This is a genomic window from Pseudomonas sp. B40(2017), assembly GCF_002112855.1.
In the GTDB taxonomy this organism is placed as follows: Bacteria; Pseudomonadota; Gammaproteobacteria; order Pseudomonadales; family Pseudomonadaceae; genus Aquipseudomonas; species Aquipseudomonas pharyngis.
Genome location: NZ_NEIT01000002.1, coordinates 24231 through 44771, shown reverse-complemented (window position 1 = coordinate 44771; position 20541 = coordinate 24231). Strand labels below are relative to the sequence as shown.

17 protein-coding genes are annotated in these 20541 nt (G+C 61.2%); 8 read left to right on the top strand and 9 right to left on the bottom strand.

Translation table 11 applies throughout. From position 1 onward, the window contains the following. Positions 1-58 precede the first annotated feature (58 nt). From CAF76_RS03820 to CAF76_RS03785, 8 genes are all read right to left on the bottom strand, one after another. Positions 59-1981, bottom strand: coding sequence for a PrkA family serine protein kinase (locus CAF76_RS03820; RefSeq protein ID WP_064599839.1), 1923 nt, complete (start codon positions 1979-1981; stop codon positions 59-61). Positions 1982-2278: 297 nt separating this feature from the next. Further along, complete coding sequence (gene glpE / locus CAF76_RS03815) at positions 2279-2608, bottom strand: thiosulfate sulfurtransferase GlpE (RefSeq protein WP_007959911.1); 330 nt, start codon at positions 2606-2608, stop codon at positions 2279-2281. A 33-nt stretch (positions 2609-2641) separates the two neighbouring features. Further along, entirely contained in the window at positions 2642-3523 is an 882-nt protein-coding gene (locus tag CAF76_RS03810; protein ID WP_085646884.1) for a symmetrical bis(5'-nucleosyl)-tetraphosphatase, read from the bottom strand. Then, entirely contained in the window at positions 3523-3903 is a 381-nt protein-coding gene (apaG, locus tag CAF76_RS03805; RefSeq protein ID WP_039768081.1) for a Co2+/Mg2+ efflux protein ApaG, read from the bottom strand. Before apaG ends, CAF76_RS03810 begins: the two co-directional genes overlap by 1 nt. 114 nt (positions 3904-4017) lie before the next feature. Then, a complete protein-coding gene (rsmA, locus tag CAF76_RS03800; RefSeq protein ID WP_064599835.1) occupies positions 4018-4836 on the bottom strand; it encodes a 16S rRNA (adenine(1518)-N(6)/adenine(1519)-N(6))-dimethyltransferase RsmA in 819 nt (272 codons plus the stop codon). Then, a complete protein-coding gene (pdxA, locus tag CAF76_RS03795) occupies positions 4833-5822 on the bottom strand; it encodes a 4-hydroxythreonine-4-phosphate dehydrogenase PdxA (protein ID WP_085646883.1) in 990 nt (329 codons plus the stop codon). Before pdxA ends, rsmA begins: the two co-directional genes overlap by 4 nt. Further along, positions 5819-7135 carry a peptidylprolyl isomerase SurA gene (gene surA / locus CAF76_RS03790; RefSeq protein WP_143491785.1) on the bottom strand — a complete coding sequence of 439 codons (1317 nt, stop codon included), beginning with the start codon at positions 7133-7135 and terminating at the stop codon, positions 5819-5821. Before surA ends, pdxA begins: the two co-directional genes overlap by 4 nt. Further along, positions 7116-9914 carry an LPS-assembly protein LptD gene (locus CAF76_RS03785; protein WP_085646882.1) on the bottom strand — a complete coding sequence of 933 codons (2799 nt, stop codon included), beginning with the start codon at positions 9912-9914 and terminating at the stop codon, positions 7116-7118. The genes surA and CAF76_RS03785 overlap by 20 nt, the downstream gene beginning before the upstream one ends. A gap of 130 nt (positions 9915-10044) precedes the next feature. Between CAF76_RS03785 and CAF76_RS03780 the strand changes: the two genes are divergently transcribed. Genes CAF76_RS03780 through CAF76_RS03770 form a run of 3 tightly spaced genes read left to right on the top strand, consistent with a single transcriptional unit; the run spans position 10045 to position 12501 of the window. Further along, a complete protein-coding gene (locus tag CAF76_RS03780; RefSeq protein WP_064599829.1) occupies positions 10045-11064 on the top strand; it encodes an aminoglycoside phosphotransferase family protein in 1020 nt (339 codons plus the stop codon). Beyond that, entirely contained in the window at positions 11061-11732 is a 672-nt protein-coding gene (murU, locus tag CAF76_RS03775; RefSeq protein WP_085646881.1) for an N-acetylmuramate alpha-1-phosphate uridylyltransferase MurU, read from the top strand. The genes CAF76_RS03780 and murU overlap by 4 nt, the downstream gene beginning before the upstream one ends. A 1-nt stretch (position 11733) precedes the next feature. Then, complete coding sequence (locus CAF76_RS03770; RefSeq protein WP_064599825.1) at positions 11734-12501, top strand: TerB family tellurite resistance protein; 768 nt, start codon at positions 11734-11736, stop codon at positions 12499-12501. Between the two features lie 48 nt (positions 12502-12549). Here CAF76_RS03770 and CAF76_RS03765 read toward each other — a convergent pair whose 3' ends face one another. Next, the gene (locus CAF76_RS03765; protein WP_085646880.1) at positions 12550-13539 is read right to left on the bottom strand and encodes an alpha/beta hydrolase family protein; all 990 of its coding nucleotides are present in this window, start codon (positions 13537-13539) and stop codon (positions 12550-12552) included. Between the two features lie 73 nt (positions 13540-13612). Here CAF76_RS03765 and CAF76_RS03760 point away from each other — a divergent pair, with 73 nt between their 5' ends. From CAF76_RS03760 to CAF76_RS03740, 5 genes are all read left to right on the top strand, one after another. Next, positions 13613-16012: a PAS domain S-box protein gene (locus CAF76_RS03760; RefSeq protein WP_085646879.1), complete on the top strand. Its 2400-nt coding sequence runs from the start codon at positions 13613-13615 to the stop codon at positions 16010-16012. Then, positions 16013-16642, top strand: coding sequence for a response regulator transcription factor (locus CAF76_RS03755; RefSeq protein WP_007959929.1), 630 nt, complete (start codon positions 16013-16015; stop codon positions 16640-16642). Between the two features lie 218 nt (positions 16643-16860). Beyond that, on the top strand, positions 16861-17985 hold the full coding sequence (locus tag CAF76_RS03750) for an ABC transporter ATP-binding protein (protein WP_007959931.1): 1125 nt from the start codon (positions 16861-16863) through the stop codon (positions 17983-17985). A gap of 48 nt (positions 17986-18033) precedes the next feature. Continuing rightward, positions 18034-19077, top strand: a complete 1044-nt coding sequence (locus CAF76_RS03745; protein WP_007959933.1) for an ABC transporter substrate-binding protein — start codon at positions 18034-18036, stop codon at positions 19075-19077. A 212-nt stretch (positions 19078-19289) separates the two neighbouring features. Then, positions 19290-20537, top strand: coding sequence for an ABC transporter permease (locus tag CAF76_RS03740; protein ID WP_007959935.1), 1248 nt, complete (start codon positions 19290-19292; stop codon positions 20535-20537). Positions 20538-20541: the final 4 nt, after the last annotated feature.

Sequence of the window (20541 nt, the reverse complement as noted above, 5' to 3'; positions counted from 1 at the left end):
TGGCATCAGGCTCATGCGCTTTTTGCTTGCAGCTCGAAGCTTGTAGCTTGCAGCTGCTTTACTGCGATTTCCGGACCCGCAGATACCACTCGGAGAGCAGTCGTACCTGTTTGTCGGTGTAGCCGCGTTCGACCATTCGTGTAACGAAGTCGTTATGTTTCTGTTGATCCTCTTTGCTGGCCTTGGCATTGAAGCTGATGACTGGCAGCAGGTCCTCGGTGTTCGAGAACATTTTCTTCTCGATGACCACCCGCAGTTTTTCGTAGCTGAGCCAGGTCGGGTTCTTGCCGTTGTTGTTGGCCCTGGCGCGCAACACGAAGTTGACGATCTCGTTGCGGAAATCCTTCGGATTGCTGATGCCGGCCGGTTTTTCGATCTTTTCCAGCTCCTCGTTGAGGGCGACGCGGTTGAGGATCTCGCCGGTTTCCGGATCGCGGTATTCCTGATCCTGAATCCAGAAGTCCGCATACAGCACGTAGCGGTCGAAGATGTTCTGGCCGTACTCGCTGTAAGACTCGAGGTAGGCGGTCTGGATCTCCTTGCCGATGAATTCGATATAACGCGGTGCCAGGTACTCTTTCAGGTAGCGCAGATAGCGTTCGCGGGTTTCTGCCTGGAACTGTTCCTGTTCGATCTGCTGTTCCAGCACATAGAGCAGGTGTACCGGGTTGGCGGCGATTTCGTGCGGGTCGAAGTTGAAGACCTTGGACAGGATCTTGAACGCGAACCGGGTCGACAGACCGTTCATGCCCTCGTCGACGCCCGCTGCATCGCGGTACTCCTGGATCGACTTGGCCTTCGGATCGGTGTCCTTGAGGTTTTCGCCGTCATACACGCGCATCTTGGAGTAGATGTTGGAGTTTTCCGGCTCTTTCAGGCGTGACAGCACAGTGAACTGCGCCAGCATCTTCAGGGTGTCCGGCGCGCAATGGGCCTTGGACAGGGAGCTGTTGAACAGCAGCTTGTCGTAGATCTTCACTTCGTCGCTGACCCGCAGGCAGTACGGCACCTTGACGATGTAGATCCGGTCGATGAAGGCTTCGTTGTTCTTGTTGTTGCGGAAGGTGTGCCATTCCGACTCGTTGGAGTGAGCCAGCAAAATCCCGGTGAAAGGAATCGCTCCCAGGCCTTCGGTACTGTTGTAGTTGCCTTCCTGGGTAGCGGTCAGCAACGGGTGCAGCACCTTGATCGGTGCCTTGAACATCTCGACGAATTCCATCAGGCCCTGGTTGGCCCGGCACAGCGCACCTGAGTAGCTGTAGGCGTCGGCGTCGTTCTGCGGAAACTCTTCGAGTTTGCGGATATCGACCTTGCCCACCAGTGCGGAGATGTCCTGGTTGTTTTCGTCACCCGGTTCGGTCTTGGCCACGGCGATCTGGTTGAGGATCGACGGGTACAGCTTGACCACGCGGAACTGGCTGATGTCGCCGCCGAATTCGGCCAGGCGCTTGGTGGCCCATGGCGACATGATGGTGTTCAGGTAGCGCCGTGGAATGCCGAAGTCTTCCTCGAGGATCGCGCCATCTTCGGTGGCGTTGAACAGGCCCAGAGGCGATTCGAATACCGGCGAACCCTTGATGGCATAGAAGGGCACTTTTTCCATCAGTTGTTTCAGCTTCTCGGCCAGGGACGATTTACCACCGCCGACGGGGCCGAGCAGGTAAAGGATCTGTTTCTTCTCTTCCAGGCCCTGGGCCGCATGCCGGAAATACGACACGATCTGGTCGATGCATTCTTCCATCCCGTGGAAGTCTTCAAAGGCCGGATAGCGGCGGATCACCTTGTTGGAAAAGATTCGTGACAGCCTCGAGTTGGTCGAGGTGTCGAGCAGTTCCGGTTCGCCGATGGCCATTAACAGACGCTCGGCGGCGGAAACGTAGGCACTGCGATCCTTTTTGCACAGTTCCAGGTACTCCTGCAGGGAGAATTCTTCCTGGCGTGTGGACTCGAAGCGTTGTTGGAAGTGGCTAAAGATACTCATGACGTCACCTCGCTCGATACGTGGAGCCGACGCCGGATCACTCAGTCGATGCTGGCAAGCAGCCGCTGTGGCAGCTGATTGTTTACCCCCCAGAACACTTTCGCGGTCGACAACCTTGAAAGTCACTCCCGATGACCCGTGCGCCGGTGTACCGGCTCTCCCCTGTTTTGGATGGCCTGGGCTTAAGGATAGTTGGGAATTCGGGAGGTAAAGGCGAGATACGTAATTAGTTGTGGCAAGACCGTTCGTCTGCCGGCGCAGGCCCACGGGAGCCGGGGCCTGCGCGTTACAAAAAAATTATTCGGAGGTGCCTTGCGCGGTTTCCGAAGGAAAAGTCGTACGCCACAGTTCGAAGCCGCCGTCCATGCTGTAGACGTCGGAGAAGCCCTGGCTCACGAGGTACGCCGCAGCACCCTGGCTCGAGTTGCCGTGATAGCAGACCACGACGGTCGGAGCATCGAGGTCGGCGCCCTGGATGAAAGCATGCAGGGAATGATTATCCAGATGCTTCGAGCCGCTGATGTGCAGGGCGGCGAAGGTCGCCGGGTCGCGAACGTCGACCACGACTGCACCTTGCTCGCGCAGGGCCTGGGCCTGCTCCGGGGGAATACGTTTGAATTCGCTCATGGCGGGTTCCTGTTGCTCGGCTGATAGCGCAGTCTAACGCGGGACGCTGACTGGCGAAGTTTCGGGGATAAGTGGTGCGACGGTTGGGGCAAGGCCACCATGCTCATCGCATTTGCATGACAGGCGTTCGCCGCTGTCGACGTTCATCAGGGTCAAACTGCCGCCCCAGACACAACCGGTGTCCAGTGCGCAGATGCCTGGCTCATGGACATTGCCTTCCAGCGCCGCCCAGTGACCGAAGATGATCCGCAGACCTTTGGTCTTGCGCTCCTTGTGCTGGAACCAGGGCTTATACCCCGGTGGCGCGGTGTCGAGGCCTTCCTTGCTCTTGAGGTCAAGCTTGCCTTCGGCGGTGCAGAAGCGCATGCGCGTGAAATAGTTGGTGATGACTCGCAGGCGGGTGACGCCTTTGAGATCGTTGTCCCACTTCGCCGGTTCGTTGCCGTACATGCCGTCGAGGTAGGCGGGAAACAGATTGTCGTCGCGCAGGGCGGTTTCGACTTCGGCGGCGCACTTCAGAGCGCGCCGCAGCGACCATTGCGGCGGGATGCCGGCGTGGGCCATGGCGACATCACGCCCTTCGTCGAAGTGCATCAGCTTTTGCTGACGCAACCATTCCATCAGCACCGGGCCGTCGGGGGCTTCGATAATCTCGCGCAGGGTGTCGGACTTTTTCAGGCGCTCGATCTTTTTAGCGGCCGCCAGCAGGTGCAGGTCGTGATTGCCCAGCACGCAAACCAGCGATTCACGCATGCCATATAGAAAACGCAGGGTTTCCAGCGATTGCGGGCCACGGTTGACCAGGTCGCCGACCAGCCACAGCCGATCGATCGCCGGATCGAACGCAACCTGCTTGAGCAGGCATTTCAGCGGTTCGAGGCAGCCTTGCAGGTCCCCCACGGCATACGTCGCCATCAGTGCAGGGCTCCGGGGACGGCGAGGCGGAAGGGCTTGATGATTGCGTCGAAATGTTTGCCGTCGCTGGCAACCATTTCGTAAGTGCCTTGCATGGTGCCGACCTTGGTAGTCATGACCGTGCCGCTGCTGTAGGTGTGGCTTTTGCCTGAGTCGATCAGTGGTTGCTGGCCGACGACACCGGCGCCGCGGACTTCTTCGACATGGCCGTCGCCGTCAGTGATCACCCAGTGACGCGACATCAGGCGTGCGGGCTGCTCGCCATTATTCTGTACGGTGATGGTGTAGGCGAAGGCGAAGCGGTCGTGCTCGGGTTGCGATTGGTCTGCCAGATAGTGGGTAACGACGCTGACATCGACCTGATAACGAGGATCGGACATGCAAAAGGGCCTTAAACGAAGCGGAACGCGAGGCGTAGCTGATGGGGAATCAGTCTAGGCAAGTATCGGGCAGTAAACCAGAGTGGCGTCCTGCCCGATAGCGTTCATCGGCTGTCAGTCGGCGGCGGGGGTTGCCGGGACCTGTACCGCGAGCTGGTCGGCCAGACGTACGAATGCCGCCAGATCCAGTTGCTCGGGACGCAGACTGCCATCAACGCCGGCGGCTTCGATTTCAGCGTTGCTGAGCAGTTGTTTGAGGGTGTTGCGCAGGGTTTTGCGGCGCTGGTTGAAAGCTTCGCGAACCACGCGTTCGAGCAGGCGATGGTCCTTGGCCGGGTGTGGCAGAACCGCGTGTGGCACCAGGCGAACGATGGCCGAGTCGACTTTCGGTGGCGGGTTGAATGCGCCCGGCCCCACGTTGAACAGATGTTCTACGCGGCAATGGTACTGAACCATGATCGACAACCGACCCCAGTCACCACCACCCGGACCTGCGGCCAGACGCTCGACCACTTCTTTCTGCAGCATGAAGTGCATGTCGCGAATGATGCCGGCGTTGTTCAGCAGGTGGAAAATCAGCGGCGTGGAGATGTTGTACGGCAGGTTGCCGACCACGCGCAGGCTGTTCGGCGCAGCGTTCAGGCTGTTGAAGTCGAACTTCAGCGCATCGCCCTGATGCAGGTTGAAATTGCTCTTGCCGGCGAACTGCTGGTTGAGGATCGGGATCAGGTCCTTGTCCAGCTCCACCACGTCCAGCTGTGCGCCGGAGTTGAGGATGCCGGCGGTCAATGCGCCCTGGCCCGGCCCGATCTCCAGCATGCGGTCGCCGGCCTTGGCACTGATGGAGCGCAGGATGCGGTCGATGACGCCGGCATCGTGCAGGAAGTTCTGGCCAAAGCGTTTGCGCGCCTTGTGTTGGTATTGCTCGGTCATATACGGGTCTCGGCCATCTGGTAGGCGGTTTCCAGGGCGACTTGCAGGCTGCCGGTGTCGATCCTGCCGCTGCCGGCCAGATCCAGGGCGGTGCCGTGGTCGACCGATGTGCGGATGATCGGCAGGCCCAGGGTCACGTTGACCGCAGCGCCGAAGCCTTTGTATTTCAGCACGGGCAGGCCCTGGTCGTGGTACATCGCCAGCACCGCGTCGCAGTGCTCCAGATATTTGGGGGTAAACAGAGTGTCGGCAGGCAGCGGGCCACGAAGGTCCATGCCCTCGCCGCGCAGGCGCTCCAATGTGGGTTCGATGATGTCGATTTCTTCATGGCCCAGGTGTCCGCCTTCACCGGCGTGCGGATTGAGCCCGCAGACCAGGATGCGCGGTTGGGCGATGCCGAATTTTTGTTGCAGGTCGGCGTGCAGAATCCGCGTGACCCGTTCCAGCCGCGCCGGTGTGATCGCATCGGCGATGTCGCGCAAGGGCAGGTGAGTGGTGACCAGCGCCACGCGCAAACCGCGGGTGGCGAGCATCATTACCACTTGGGCGGTGTGGGTCAGGTCGGCGAGAAATTCGGTGTGACCGGAAAACGCGATGCCCGATTCGTTGATCACGCCCTTGTGAACCGGGGCGGTGATCATCCCGGCGAAGTCGCCGCTCATGCAGCCATTGCCGGCGCGGGTCAGGGTTTCGAGGACGAATGCGGCGTTGGCCTTGTCCAGTTGCCCGGCGACCACCGGGGCGCTGAGCGGGGTGTCCCAGACGTACAGGCTGTTGGCAGGCGCCGGAGCGTCCGGCCAGTGGTCAGGCGTCACTTCCAGCAAGCTGACAGCCAGCCCCAGCTGCGCGGCCCGCTCTTGGAGCAGGTCGCGGCTGGTGATGGCAATCAGGGGGTGTGGCTGGGCTTGCGAGGCGAGCAGCAGGCACAGGTCGGGACCGATGCCGGCCGGTTCGCCGGGTGTCAGCGCGAAACGCTTGGGTTTCACTGCGCTGCCTGGTCTGCACCAGGGAGTTTGATCTCTACGTACGCTTCGTCACGGATCTGACGCAGCCAGGTTTGCAGCTCTTCGTCGTATTTACGGTTACGCAGTACGGTCATTGCTTGCTGCTCACGGGCCTGTTCGGTGCTGTCGGTGGCGCGACGGCCAAGGACTTCCAGAACGTGCCAGCCGTACTGGGTCTGGAACGGCTTGGACAGTTGACCCTGCGGGGACTTGGCCATCACGGCGCGGAATTCCGGTACCAGTGCGTTCGGGTCGATCCAGTTCAGGTCGCCGCCGTTGAGGGCAGAACCCGGGTCTTCCGAATACTTCTTGGCCAGTTCGGCGAAATCTTCACCGGCTTCGATGCGGTTGTAGAGCGACTGAGCCAGTTCCTTGGTCTTGGCTTCGTCGCGAACCGGACTCGGCTTGACCAGGATGTGGCGCACATGCACTTCGTCGCGCATCTGGCTCTCGCCACCACGCTTTTCCAGCAGCTTCAGAATGATGAAACCACCTGGAGTGCGTGCCGGTTGAGTGATGTCACCCGGTGTCATGCTGCTCAGTTCACGGTCGAACGGTGGTGGCAGTTGAGCGGCTTTACGCCAGCCCATATCGCCGCCTTCCAGGGCGTTGTCACTGGCGGAGTTGGCCACGGCCATCTGGCCGAAGTCGGCACCTTGTTTGAGCTGCTGGTAAACGTCCATTGCCTTGCGAGCAGCACTCTGAATCGCTTCGGAGTTGGCGCTTTCCGGGGTCGGAATCAGGATGTTGGCCAGATGCAGCTCTTCGGACAGTTGCATCTTGCCCAGATCGGAGGCGAGGAAGTTCTTCACTTCCTGTTCCGAGACCTGAATGCGTTCGGCCACACGACGCTGGCGTACACGGCTGATGATCATTTCACGACGGATCTGCTCGCGAGCGTCCTCATAGGACAGGCCATCGCGGGACAGGGCGATGCGGAACTGCTCCGGGGTCATGTTGTTGCGCTGGGCAATGGTGCCAACCGCCTGGTTCAGTTCTTCATCGGTGATGCGGATGCCGGAACGTTCGCCGATCTGCAATTGCAGGTTTTCGACGATCAGGCGCTCGAGCACCTGTTGGTCCAGCACACCCGGAGGCGGCAAGCCGCCGCCACGCTTGGCGATGGTTTGCTGAACTTCGTGGACGCGTTGATCCAGCTGGCTCTGCATGACCACGTCGTTGTCGACGATGGCCACAACCTTATCGATGGACTGCACCGCGGCGTTGGCCGCGGTACCCAGGAACAGCGCGCCCAGCATCAGCGGGCGCAGACAATCAGAAAGCTTGGTCTTCACGTTGACGATAACCTTGGATGCCTTTGTCGAGGAAGCTCTCTACCTTGGCGCCGGTGAGGCCGCCGAGTCCCTTCAGAACAATTTGGAGGAAGACGCCGTGGTCGCCTTTTTCGTTTTCCGGGGCGTTCTGACTGAATTCGTCATAGCTGACCCAGTAACGGTTGATCAGGCGCAGTTTCCAGCAGCAGTTGTCATATTCGAAACCACCGAAGGCTTCCAGCGTGCGATTGCGGTTGTAGTCGTACTGCCAGCGGCTGATCGCGCTCCACTGCGGAACGATCGGCCAGATGACCGAGAAATCATGCTGCTGGATCTTGTAGTAGTCCTTCACGTAGCCAGGCTGGCCAGGCGTGCCGTAGTCACCACCGCCAACGGCCCATTTACCGGTGTTCTGGTCGTAGCGGACCTGGTCGTTGCGATAGCGATAGCCGACGTTGACCACCTTGTTCGGGTTGTCTTCAGGCTGGTAGTGGAACATCGCGCTACCGGAACGCGGGCTGCGGCTGTCCGGATCCCAGTTGTAGTCGGCCGTGGTGCGCCAGTCGCGGTTCCAGCGGTATTCGTATTCCAGCGCGTAAGGCGAAACATTGGCCTTGGCGTCGTCGCGGTCGTTGAACGCGATGCCTGGCAGTTGGACTTCGCGATCCTTGAAGTAGAGAGCCTGGCCGACGCTGATGCGTTGACGCTCGAACCCGTCGTCTTCGATCCAGCGACTGGTCACGCCCAGCGACAGCTTGTTCTCGTCGCCGACACGGTCGGCGCCGGAGAAGCGGTTGTCGCGGAACAGCGACGCATAGTTGAAGGTGTATTCGCTGGTATCGAATACCGGAATGTCTTCCTGATCCACCTTCGGCACATAGAGGTAGAACATGCGCGGTTCAAGCGTCTGGCGGTAGTTCTTGCCAAAGAAGGACGTATTGCGGTCGAAGTACAGGCCACCGTCAACGCTGGCGATAGGGACGCCGCGACTCTGGTTGCTGTCGAAGGTGCCGTTGAGTTTGTTCTGCTCTGCGGTCTGACCGGCAATTTGCGACTTGCCGGTGCCGTCCAGATCCAGTTGATACTGGGTGTACTGGTACTTCAGCGACGGCTTGAGGAAGCCATAGGTCCAGTTCATCGGCAGGCTGACGCCTGGTTTCAGATTCAGACGGTCACCGTTGGCGCGAGCCAGGCCGAACACGTTGTTATCGAGGCGGCGCTCGATCGTGCCGTCTTCGTTGACGAAATTGCCGTCCTTCAGATCGCGGTCAAACCGAACGATCTCGGTCTCGTAATCGAAGTTCAGACCCTCCGGATGATACGGCAGCTGACCATTGAAGGTGATCTGCGGCAGACGGTCATATGGCGTGATGTTCGATACGGTTGCCAGTTGGTACGCCTGGGCGTTCAAGCGGGCGGTGTAGCTGTCACCACGATAGGTGACCGAGCCCTGCTGGTTCACGAAGTCGGCACTTTTCACGCCGATCTGATCGGTCTGCAGATCCTGGAAGTAGTAGGGGTCGCTGATCTTGGTGTAGTCAACCTGGGTGAACACGCGGGAGTCGAGACCGCCCTTGTGTTGCCAGTTGTACATGTAGCGATTCTTTTGGTAGTCGGTCTGTTTGCTGCGCTCGGTTTCCTCGTCGTTGAGGTACGCCGCACCGAACTGACCTTCGCTGGACTTGGTGAGGTAGCGGAATTCGCCTTCCATCAACAGGCCGCGTTTAGCCATGTAACGTGGATACAACGTGGCATCGTAGTTCGGCGCCAAGTTGAAGTAGTACGGGGTGACCAGCATGAAGCCGGTGTCGCTGCCGGTGCCGATGGTCGGCGGCAGGAAACCCGACTGACGACGATCGTCGATCGGGAAGTAGATGTACGGCGTGTACAGGACCGGAATGTCCTTGACCCGCAGCGTCACGTTGGTCGCGGTACCGAAGCCGGTGGCAGGGTTCAGGGTGATGTTGTTGCCCTTGAGCTGCCAGGCGTTGCTGTTCGGTTCGCACGTGGTGTACGTGCCGTCCTTCAAACGGATGATCGCGTTTTCGGCACGCTTGGCGTACAGCGCGTTACCGCGGATGCGCGACTTGTGCATCACGTATTCGGCGTTGTCGACCTTGGCTTCACCGGTGTCGAGCTGCACGTCGGCGTGGTCGCCGACGATCAGCGCGCCGTTGTCGCGAATGCGCACGTTGCCCGCCAGTTCGCCACGGCTTTCGGCCTGATACAGGTTGGCCTCGTCGGCTTCGACCTGCATGCTGCCCTGACGCATGACCACGTCACCGGCCAGACTCGCGACTTGCGAATCCTGCTGATAACGCGATGCCTTGGCGCCGATGAAGGTCGGGGCGTCACTTTTATTCGTCTTGTCATTCATGCCAGGACGAATCGGTTCGATATAGGAACCAGAGCAGTAAGGACCGGTCTCGGCCAGTTGGGCGGCAGTGAGCTTCTCGCGCGGAACCCAGTCGAGGTGACTGTAGTCTTCGCTACGGGATTTCAGGCCACGGCCCTTGGACTCGGTAACCAGTACCGGCTTGGGCCCGGACTCCGCAGTGGAGCCGCTCTCGGCCGGGGCTTCGCCAGCGGCGCTGACGGCACTGCCGTCATGCACGGGACGCGGCGGCAAGGCAGCGGCCGGCGTCTTCGGCGAGCAGGCCCAGCCACCCGTTGCCGAGACGGCGCAGTCATACTGCTCGGCGGCAACAACGAATGAACTGGCCAGAGGTTGCATAGCCAGCAGACTGCCGGTTACCAACAACGGAAATTTTTTACGAAACGCGGGGGATTTCAATGCCATCTTATTAGTCCGGGCTTCCTGCGTGCCATCTGCCCGCGGTGTGGGCCGCACGCCTCTCGATGGTCTGAAAAAGATGCTGGATAATAAAGCATGACCCGCTTGACGGCTAGCGCCGTCGGAGACCCTTGCAATGCCTGATCAAGATGTACGCTTGCAACACCTGAAAGTTTGGCTCGATGAACAGTTGGCAACCCTTTTTGCAGATCAGGGCTGGGGAGCCGTACCCCCGGCCACGTTGACCGCGGCCAGCAGCGACGCGAGTTTCCGCCGGTATTTCCGTTGGGAAGGCGCGGGTCGCAGCTTCGTCGTGATGGATGCGCCGCCGCCTCAGGAAAACTGCAAACCGTTCGTGGATATCGCCTTTTTGCTGGCGAAATCCGGTATCAACGTGCCGAAAATTTATGCCGAAGACCTCGAACGTGGCTTTCTTTTGCTCAATGACCTGGGCAACCAGACCTATCTGGACGTGATCGACAGCGAAAATGCCGACGCGTTATTCAGTGATGCCCTGCAAGCGCTGCTGGCTTTTCAGCAGTTGCCGATGGTGGCACCGCTGCCGAGCTATGACGTCGCGTTGTTGCGCCGCGAGCTGGAACTGTTTCCCGAGTGGTACGTGAAACGCGAGTTGGGCGTCGAGTTCGATGCAACCCAACAGCAGCAGTGGCAAAAGGTCAGCGAGCTGCTGATCGACAGCGCCCTGGCCCAGCCGAAAGTGCTGGTGCACCGCGACTACATGCCGCGCAACCTGATGCTCAGCGAGCCGAATCCCGGCGTGCTGGATTTCCAGGACGCGGTGTATGGCCCGGTGACCTACGACGTGACCTGCCTGTTCAAGGACGCCTTCCTCAGCTGGCCAGAAGAGCGTGTGCGCGGCTGGCTGGAAAGCTACTGGCAGCAGGCGTCAGCACTGAACATCCCGGTGCAGCCGGACTTCGAAGAGTTTCTGCGCGCCAGCGATCTGATGGGCGTGCAGCGTCATCTGAAAGTCATCGGCATCTTCGCCCGTATCTGCCATCGCGACGGCAAGCCGCGTTACCTCGGTGATGTGCCGCGTTTCTTCTCTTATATAGAAGCGGTCGTCGCCCGCCGTCCCGAGCTGGCGGATCTGCAGGCACTGCTCGCCAGCCTGCGTGGTGGAGTGACGGCATGAAGGCAATGATTCTGGCGGCCGGCAAAGGCGAGCGCATGCGCCCGCTGACCCTGACCACCCCCAAACCGCTGGTGCGAGCCGGTGGGGTGCCGCTGATTGAATATCACCTGCGTGCCCTGGCCGCAGCCGGTTTCAATGAGATCGTGATCAACCATGCCTGGCTCGGCCAGCAGATCGAAGATCATCTGGGCGATGGTTCGCAGTTCGGCGTGTCGATCCAGTACTCGCCGGAGGGCGAGCCACTGGAAACCGGCGGCGGCATTCTCCGCGCCTTGCCGCTGTTGGGCGACGACGCGTTTCTGGTGGTCAACGGTGACATCTGGACGGATTACGACTTCAGCGTGCTGCATCAGCCGATCACCGGGCTAGCGCATCTGGTGCTGGCGGACAACCCGGCCCATCACCCGTCAGGCGACTTCACTCTGACCGACGGCCAGGTGCGTGATGGCCAGGCCGACGCGGCGACCCTGACCTACAGCGGCATCGCCGTGCTGCACCCGCAGTTGTTCGATGGCTGCAGCAACGGTGCCTTCAAACTGGCGCCGCTGCTGCGTAAAGCCATGGCGGAGGGGCAGGTGACCGGTGAGCGACTGAAAGGTCACTGGGTCGATGTCGGTACCCACGAGCGTCTGGCCGAAGCCGAAGCCTTGATAGAAGCGAGTCGCTGATATGTTGTGGCCAGGGACTCTGATTGGAGCCGGAGCGGGTTTTGCTATCGCGAGCATTCCGGGGGCCATGCTTGGGGCTTTGTTGGGGCAGGCGCTGGATCGGCGCCTGCATTTGCAGAGCTGGGGGCATTTGCGGGAAAAACTCGGCGGCCGGCCGATGCTGCGCAACGACGAACTGTTATTCGTGTTGCTCGGGCGTCTGGCCAAGAGCGACGGGCGGGTCACGGATGGTCACATCCAGCAGGCGCGGCATGAGATGCGCGCGCTGGAAATGAGCGAGCCGGCGCAGCGCCGGGCGATTGCCGCGTTCAATCGTGGCAAGTCCGGCAACGACAATCTGCGCGGTTATCTGCGTCGATTGAGCACTCAACCTCACGCGGCTGAAGGTGTATTGCGCGCCTGCTGGCGAATGGTCTTCGCCGATGGTCGGGCCGGCGTCAGCGAGCGGGAATTGCTGGCGCAGTGGGGCAAGTGGCTGGGCTGGACGACCCAGCAGATCCAGGCGCTGGCGGCGGACTACGAGCCACACAAGCGTCCGATCGTCAGCGCGGCGGTGAGCTATCAGGAAGCGATGCGCCTGCTCGGCGTCTCAGCCACCAGCGAACCGGCACAGATCAAACGCGCCTATCGGCGTCTGCTCAGCCGGCATCACCCGGACAAGGTGGCCGGGACGGGGGCCACGCCGGCGCAGGTGCGCGAGGCCACCGAGAGGACCCGCGAATTGCACAATGCCTACACGTTGATTCGCGAACGGCGGGACTTTCGCTAGGCATAAAAAAATCGCAGCGTTGGGCTGCGATTTTTTTTCTGCGCTTTGTCAGTCCGGGCTCTGCGGATTCAACCAGCCACGCACCCGGCGGAACAACTGCTCCTGCTCGGCCTTGTTGTCCGGCAAAGCCTTGAGTGCAACCTGACTGAATGCGGAGGTCTTCAGTCGCTTGCTCGCCTGCATGCGCTCCAGTGCCGCGTTGCGGTCCAGCGCTTTATCCATGTAGAAAATGTCCGCGGTCGGCAGCTTCAGGGTCGGCGTCAGTTCCACCAGTTGCGGTTGGGCCTTGGCAGGGATCTGCGCGGCTACCAGGACCAGCTTCTCGACCTGCGAGCTTTGTCGCTCGCTCATGTAGCGCGCCGCCCAGTAGGCGCCGGTGCCATGGCCGAGGACGACGATGCTGCGCGCGCTCTGTTGTTCGGCGTAGGCCAGCGCGGCGTCGATGCGGGCGAAAATTCGCTCGGCGTCGGCCTTGGACTGTTCCTCGGTGGTCTCGGCAACGACCTTGTCGGCCACATCGGCTTCGCCACCGGCGGCTTGTTCGATCGGCTCGGCGGTGGTCGAATCCTTGCTGCCGGGGTCAGCGGTTTTCGCTGCGGCGGGGGCTTCGACCACGCGCGGCGCGATGGCATCGCTTTGCAGATCGGGCAGGGTGATACTCAGGCTGCTCCACTCGACGTCCGGCAACTTGCGGCGCAACGGGCCGATCGCCTGGGGCCAGTCAGCGGTTTCTCCGGCACCGGGAATGAGGATCACCGCGCCTTTGGGTTCGGCGGTGTTGGCCGGTTTCCACAGGGCAAGGAAGGTGTCGCTGCCCGCTTGCAGTTGCTGTTGTTCCTGGGCCGGAACCTTGCGTTCGAGTGCCGCGGCTTCTTCCTGACTACGCTCAAGCAGTGGCTGGCGTTCGACCGGTTTTTCTTCGGCGGCTTTTTCTGCGGCGGGGGCGGGTGCCGGATCCGCGGCTTCGACGGAAAACGCACAAGGCAGGATCAGCGACAGGCACAATGCTGGCATTGCCAGGCGATAGACAGGGGGCATCGGTTATTCCAGGCCAGAAGTTATCCCGGCAGCCTAATGGGTTGGTCAGAATTTGTCAGTGTATGAGACTTCAATGATGCGTTTTTGCTGCCTGTGGGTTATCGGCTGTCTGGCGTTTCCCTTGATGGGCTGGGCGGCGCCTGCGCCACCGAGCCACCTCGCGCGGTTGTCGGCCAGCGAACAACAGTGGCTCGCACAGCACAATGAATTGCGCGTGGGCCTGGTGTTGCAGGCGCCGTACGCGCAATACGACCGGCGCTTGCAGCGGCTGTCGGGGGCCAATGTCGAAGTGATGAAGGCATTGGCCAGAGCGCTGAATGTCGAGCTGAGCTGGCGCAACTTTCAGGATCTGGCACAACTCGAGGCCGCTGCCCGGGACGGCGAAATCGACATCGCCCCAGGCCTGACCCAGACCCCGGGCGGCCTGCGTCTTTGGCAGTTTTCCGATCCGTACATGCGCGTGCCGCAACTGGTGGTCAGCGACCAGAAAAGCAGCGCGACCGTGGAGCTGGAAAAACTCGACAGCCAGACCCGCGTCGCCGTGCGCATGCCCGGCGTCACCGCCGATTATCTGCGCGGCAACTATCCGCACCTGAATCTGCAAGGCGTACCGATGGAGCGTCAGGCGCTGCAACTGTTGCTGAGTCAGCAGGCGTCCTACGCGGTGGTCGATGAGGCGCAGCTCGGGCGGCTATCGGCGGAACCGGAGTTTGCCGGGCTGGTGGTGGTCGGTGACATCGGTCTGCCGCAACTGCTGCGCATCGGCACCCGTCGTGACTGGCCGGAGCTGGCCGGGATCGTCGAGAGTGCCTTGCGCGCAATCCCGGCCAAGGATCTGGAGCGCCTGCATGCCCAATGGCTGCAACCCAAATATCCGCGACTCTCCGAATCGCCGGGCTTCTGGCAGAACCTGAGCCTGTTGTTCGCGGTGTTGCTGCTCAGTTGCGTAGCCATCGTCTTCTGGCAGCGCCGCCAGCAGCGCAGTCTTGAACAGCGCCTGCTCGACGCGCGTGAAGACATCGCCCTGCGCGCCGCCAGCGAAGAAGCCCTGCGTCTGACTCAGTTTTCCATCGATCAGAGCACCGTCGGCATTCTCTGGGTCAACTGGGACAGCCATGTGCGCTACGCCAACCGTGCGGCAGAAAACATGCTCGGTTATCCACAGGGCGCGATCATCGACCGCCCGTTGATCGACTTCGAACCGGGCCTGCACATGGATCGCTGGCTCAACCTGTGGAAACGCGCCCGAGCCAGCGAAGAAGGGCCGCTGAGCTTTGAAACCAATTGTGTGCGGGCCGATGGCAGTGTGCTGCCGGCGGACGTGTCGCTGAGCTTCCTGCGTTTTCGCGATGGCGAATACCTGGTGGTTTATCTCACCGATGTCACCGAGCGTCGTCGTGCCCTGGCTGCGTTGCAGGAAAGCGAGGCGCGGCTGCAAGGCATCGCGGCCAATGTGCCGGGGCTGGTGTTCCGTCTCGAGCGTGCACCGGTAACCGGGCAGATCGACTTCGCCTACATCAGTGAGGGCAGCGAAAGCCTGGTCGGCTACGCGCCGGCCGCCATCGCCCACCGCGACATGGGCCTGCGCAGCCTGGTGCATCCGGATGATCGGGCCGGCTATCACCAGACCCAGGATCAAGCGCTGGACACCGACAGCGACTGGTCGTGGCAGGGCCGGATCCTGACGCGCCAGGGCGAGCAGCGCTGGGCCGAAATCAAGGCCATCACCCGTCAGCTGGAAGGCGGGTCATATGTCTGGGACGGCATTGTCTGGGACATCACTGAAAGCAAACGCATCGAACTGGAGCTGGCAGCCTCCCGCGAACAACTACGCGAACTGTCGGCGCACCTGGAAAGCGTGCGGGAAGAGGAAAAGGCGCGCATCGCCCGCGAGGTTCACGATGAACTGGGGCAGATGCTGACGGTGCTGAAACTGGAAACGTCGATGTGCGAACTGGCCTACGCGCAACTCGACCCGGGTCTGAACGAGCGCTTGAACAGCATGAAGCGCCTGATTGCCCAGTTGTTCCAGCTGGTGCGGGATGTGGCGACGGCGCTGCGCCCTCCGATCCTCGATGCCGGGATCGCCTCGGCCATCGAGTGGCAGGCGCGGCGGTTCGAGGCGCGCACGCAGATTCCGTGTCTGGTGCAGGTGCCGGACAACCTTGCGCCCCTCAGCGACGCCAAGGCCATCGGCCTGTTCCGTATTCTTCAGGAGGCGTTGACCAACGTCATGCGCCATGCTCAGGCGCATACTGTGGAACTGACGCTGACGCAGGAAGGCAACGAATTGTGTCTGACGGTCAGCGATGATGGCGTAGGATTTGTCGCCGCTGCCGGCAGGCCGACATCCTTTGGACTGGTGGGCATGCGCGAGCGGGTGTTGATCATGGGCGGGCAGCTGTCACTCGACAGCGAGCCGGGCGAGGGCACCACGCTGAGCGTGCGGGTGCCACTGGATGAGGAGAAGTAAGTGATCCGTGTACTGGTAGCCGAAGACCACACCATCGTTCGCGAAGGCATCAAGCAATTGATCGGCCTGGCCAAGGATCTGCAGGTGGTGGGGGAGGCGAGCAACGGCGAGCAATTGCTGGAAACCCTGCGCAATGTGCCCTGCGAAGTGGTGTTGCTGGACATCTCGATGCCCGGCGTCAACGGGCTCGAAGCGATTCCACGAATCCGCGCGCTGAACCATCCGCCGGCGATTCTGGTGCTGTCGATGCACGACGAAGCACAGATGGCCGCCCGGGCGCTGAAGGTCGGCGCCGCCGGTTATGCCACCAAGGACAGCGATCCGGCACTGCTGCTGACGGCCATTCGCAAGGTCGCGGCGGGCGGGCGCTACATCGACCCGGAGCTGGCCGACCGCATGGTCTTCGAAGTCGGCCTGACCGATGCGCGACCACTGCACTCGTTGCTGTCGGAGCGCGAATTCTCGGTGTTCGAACGCCTGGCGCAAGGCGCTAACGTCAACGACATCGCCCAGCAACTGGCCCTGAGCAGCAAGACCATCAGCACCCACAAGGCGCGGCTGATGCAGAAACTCAACATCACTTCGCTCGCCGAGCTGGTGAAGTACGCGATGGAACACAAGCTCCTCTGAGCGGCATATCCAATAGCGACAGGCACTTTTGCCGGTTCTGACGGCTTGAGCCCCGACCCATGCGTCGGGTTTGCCAAAACGCGCCATCCTTGTAGGGCAATCCCTACCCCCGGCCTTCCATCCGGCTGAGGCGATTCTCTCCTGCGCCCCGATTTGCGTGACTGCAAGCAGCCACTAGGCTTAATCCCACAGCAGTCATCAATAACAAAGGTGTGGGTATGAGCCAGGTCGAATCAAACGCAGGGGCCAGCGATGTGCTGGTCAGCTTTCGTGGAGTGCAGAAGAGCTACGACGGCGAGAACCTGATCGTCAAAGACCTCAACCTGGACATTCGCAAGGGCGAATTCCTCACCTTGCTCGGGCCGTCCGGCTCGGGCAAGACCACCAGCCTGATGATGCTCGCCGGTTTCGAAACGCCGACCGCCGGTGAAATCCTCCTCGCCGGGCGGGCGATCAATAACGTGCCGCCGCACAAACGCGACATCGGCATGGTGTTCCAGAACTACGCGCTGTTCCCGCACATGACCGTCGCTGAAAACCTGGCGTTTCCGCTGACCGTGCGTGGCCTGAACAAAAGCGACGTCAGCGACAAGGTCAAGAAAGTCCTGAGTATGGTCCAGCTCGACGCGTTCGCATCGCGTTATCCGGCGCAACTGTCCGGCGGCCAGCAACAACGTGTGGCTTTGGCCCGTGCGCTGGTGTTCGAGCCGCAACTGGTGTTGATGGACGAACCCCTCGGCGCCCTCGACAAACAGCTGCGTGAACACATGCAGATGGAAATCAAACACCTGCACCAGCGCCTCGGCGTGACCGTGGTCTACGTGACCCACGACCAGGGCGAAGCCCTGACCATGTCCGACCGTGTTGCCGTCTTCCATCAGGGCGAAATCCAGCAGATCGCCCCGCCGCGCACCCTCTACGAAGAACCGAAAAACACCTTCGTCGCCAACTTCATCGGCGAGAACAACCGCCTCAACGGTCGCCTGCTCAGTCAGAACGGCGAGCGCTGCGTGGTCGAGCTGGGGCGCGGGGAAAAGGTCGAGGCGCTGGCGGTCAACATCGGCCAGACCGGCGAACCGGTCACCCTGTCGATCCGCCCCGAGCGCGTCAGCCTCAACGGTTCGAGCGACCAATGCGTCAACCGCTTCTCCGGGCGGGTGGCCGAATTCATCTATCTGGGCGACCACGTCCGGGTGCGCCTGGAAGTCTGCGGCAAGACCGACTTCTTCGTGAAACAACCGATTGCCGAGCTCGATCCAGCGCTCGCGGTCGGCGACGTGGTTCCGCTTGGCTGGCAGGTCGAGCACGTTCGCGCGCTCGATCCACTTCTAGAGGCGCACTGAAACGCCCCGCAATACCAACACCAACCCTGCACGTGGAGAGAACAATAAATGTTGAGATCCCTGAAGTTCACAGCCCTGACCCTGGGCCTGATGGGTGCGGCAAGCGCAATGGCCGCTGGGCCGGATCTGACCGTGGTGTCGTTTGGCGGGGCGAACAAGGCGGCGCAAGTCAAAGCCTTCTACGCACCGTGGGAAGCGGCGGGCAACGGCAAGATCGTCGCCGGCGAGTACAACGGTGAAATGGCCAAGGTCAAAGCCATGGTCGACACCAAGAGCGTGTCCTGGGATCTGGTCGAGGTTGAATCGCCGGAGCTGTCCCGTGGCTGCGACGAAGACATGTTCGAGCAACTCGATCCTGCGCTGTTCGGCAAGTCCGAAGACTACGTCAAAGGCGCGATCCAGCCGTGCGGCGTGGGCTTCTTTGTGTGGTCGACCGTGCTGGCCTACAACGCCGACAAGCTGAAAACCGCACCGACCAGCTGGGCGGATTTCTGGGATACGAAAAAATTCCCGGGCAAGCGCGGCCTGCGCAAAGGCGCCAAGTACACCCTCGAATTCGCACTGATGGCCGACGGCGTTGCGCCGAAAGACGTGTACAAGGAACTGGCCAGCAAGGGCGGTCAGGATCGCGCATTCAAGAAACTGGATGAGCTTAAACCGAACATCCAGTGGTGGGAAGCCGGCGCCCAGCCGCCGCAATACCTCGCTTCCGGTGACGTGGTCATGAGCTCGGCCTACAACGGTCGTATCGCTGCGGTGCAGAAAGAATCCAATCTGAAAGTGGTGTGGAACGGCGGTATCTACGACTTCGATGCGTGGGCCATCCCGAAAGGTCTGGACGCCAAGCGTGCCGAAGCGGCGAAGAAATTCATCGCGTTTTCGGTGCAGCCGCAACAGCAGAAGACCTACTCGGAAAACATCGCCTACGGCCCGGCCAACTCTCAAGCAGTGCCATTGCTGGACAAGGCAATCCTGAAAGACATGCCGACCACCCCGGAAAACATCGCCAACCAGGTGCAGATCGACGTCAGCTTCTGGGCTGACAACGGCGAGCAACTGGAGCAGCGCTTCAATTCCTGGGCTGCGAAGTAACCACGTCACACGGGCCGACGGCTACCGGATGATCGTTCCCACGTCGAGGCGTCGAACCGTCCGCGTGGGAATGCCGCCCGGGACGCTCCGCGTCCCTGTGACGCAGAGCGTCACTGAATGCGTTCCCACGCAGAGCGTGGGAACGATCAGTACCCCAAGTTCGAGGCGGTATTCGCCGCTTTTGTAACGATCAAAGATTTGCGGAGTACGTCATGGCCATCGCCGTTCCCCTGAACGAGGGCAACAGCCCCACCTTGAAGCAGCGGCTCAAGCACGCCGAGCGGGTCAACCGCTGGAAGGCCCAGGCGCTGATCGCGCCGCTGGTGCTGTTTCTGTTGCTGGTGTTCCTGGTGCCGATCGTGGCGCTGCTCTATAAAAGTGTCGGCAACCCGGAAGTGGTTGGCGGCATGCCGCGCACCGTAACCGCGATTGCTGCGTGGGACGGCCGAGGCCTGCCCGCCGAACCGGTCTATAAAGCTGCCAGCGAAGACCTCGCCGAAGCGCGGAAAAACCAGACCCTGGGCGATCTGTCCAAGCGCCTGAACATGGAGTTGGCCGGTTATCGCAGCCTGCTGACCAAAACCGCCCGCTCGCTGCCCTTCGCCAGCGAACCGGCCTCTTATAAAGAAGCACTGGAAGGCCTCGACGAGCGTTGGGGCGATCCGGCCTACTGGCAAGCGGTGAAGCGCAACACCAGCAGCATCACCCCGTTCTATCTGCTGGCGGCGGTGGATCATCGCATCGACGACCTCGGCGAAATTGCTCCGGCGACCCCGGATCAGGCGATCTACCTCGACATCTTCGCCCGGACTTTCTGGATGGGCCTGATCATCACCGTGATCTGCCTGGTGCTCGCTTATCCGCTGGCGTACCTGCTGGCCAACCTGCCGTCGCGTCAAAGCAACCTGCTGATGATTCTGGTGTTGCTGCCGTTCTGGACCTCGATCCTGGTGCGAGTCGCCGCGTGGATCGTGTTGCTGCAATCCGGCGGATTGATCAACAGCGCGCTGATGGCGATGGGGATCATCGATAAACCGCTGGAGCTGGTGTTTAACCGCACCGGGGTTTACATCTCGATGGTGCACATCCTGCTGCCGTTCATGATCCTGCCGATCTACAGCGTGATGAAAGGCATCTCGCCGACTTACATGCGTGCCGCGATTTCCCTCGGCTGCCATCCGTTCGCCAGTTTCTGGCGGGTGTACTTCCCGCAGACCTACGCCGGTGTCGGCGCCGGTTGCCTGTTGGTGTTTATCCTCGCCATCGGCTACTACATCACCCCGGCGCTGCTGGGCAGCCCGAACGATCAGATGGTCAGCTACTTCGTCGCGTTCTACACCAACACCAGCATCAACTGGGGCATGGCCACCGCACTGGGCGGGCTGTTGCTGCTGGCGACCGTGGTGCTTTATCTGATCTACAGCTGGCTGGTAGGCGCCAGTCGCCTGCGCCTGAGCTAAGGGG

What these genes read in the sequence shown, in the direction of transcription:
- CAF76_RS03750 (WP_007959931.1), top strand. Translation starts at nt 16,861, where the DNA reads ATGAGCCAGGTCGAATCAAACGCAGGGGCCAGCGATGTGCTGGTCAGC.
- CAF76_RS03810 (WP_085646884.1), bottom strand. Translation starts at nt 3,523, where the DNA reads ATGGCGACGTATGCCGTGGGGGACCTGCAAGGCTGCCTCGAACCGCTG.
- murU (WP_085646881.1), top strand. Translation starts at nt 11,061, where the DNA reads ATGAAGGCAATGATTCTGGCGGCCGGCAAAGGCGAGCGCATGCGCCCG.
- CAF76_RS03770 (WP_064599825.1), top strand. Translation starts at nt 11,734, where the DNA reads ATGTTGTGGCCAGGGACTCTGATTGGAGCCGGAGCGGGTTTTGCTATC.
- glpE (WP_007959911.1), bottom strand. Translation starts at nt 2,608, where the DNA reads ATGAGCGAATTCAAACGTATTCCCCCGGAGCAGGCCCAGGCCCTGCGC.
- rsmA (WP_064599835.1), bottom strand. Translation starts at nt 4,836, where the DNA reads ATGACCGAGCAATACCAACACAAGGCGCGCAAACGCTTTGGCCAGAAC.
- apaG (WP_039768081.1), bottom strand. Translation starts at nt 3,903, where the DNA reads ATGTCCGATCCTCGTTATCAGGTCGATGTCAGCGTCGTTACCCACTAT.
- CAF76_RS03765 (WP_085646880.1), bottom strand. Translation starts at nt 13,539, where the DNA reads ATGCCCCCTGTCTATCGCCTGGCAATGCCAGCATTGTGCCTGTCGCTG.
- CAF76_RS03820 (WP_064599839.1), bottom strand. Translation starts at nt 1,981, where the DNA reads ATGAGTATCTTTAGCCACTTCCAACAACGCTTCGAGTCCACACGCCAG.
- CAF76_RS03780 (WP_064599829.1), top strand. Translation starts at nt 10,045, where the DNA reads ATGCCTGATCAAGATGTACGCTTGCAACACCTGAAAGTTTGGCTCGAT.
- CAF76_RS03745 (WP_007959933.1), top strand. Translation starts at nt 18,034, where the DNA reads ATGTTGAGATCCCTGAAGTTCACAGCCCTGACCCTGGGCCTGATGGGT.
- CAF76_RS03785 (WP_085646882.1), bottom strand. Translation starts at nt 9,914, where the DNA reads ATGGCATTGAAATCCCCCGCGTTTCGTAAAAAATTTCCGTTGTTGGTA.
- CAF76_RS03740 (WP_007959935.1), top strand. Translation starts at nt 19,290, where the DNA reads ATGGCCATCGCCGTTCCCCTGAACGAGGGCAACAGCCCCACCTTGAAG.
- CAF76_RS03760 (WP_085646879.1), top strand. Translation starts at nt 13,613, where the DNA reads ATGATGCGTTTTTGCTGCCTGTGGGTTATCGGCTGTCTGGCGTTTCCC.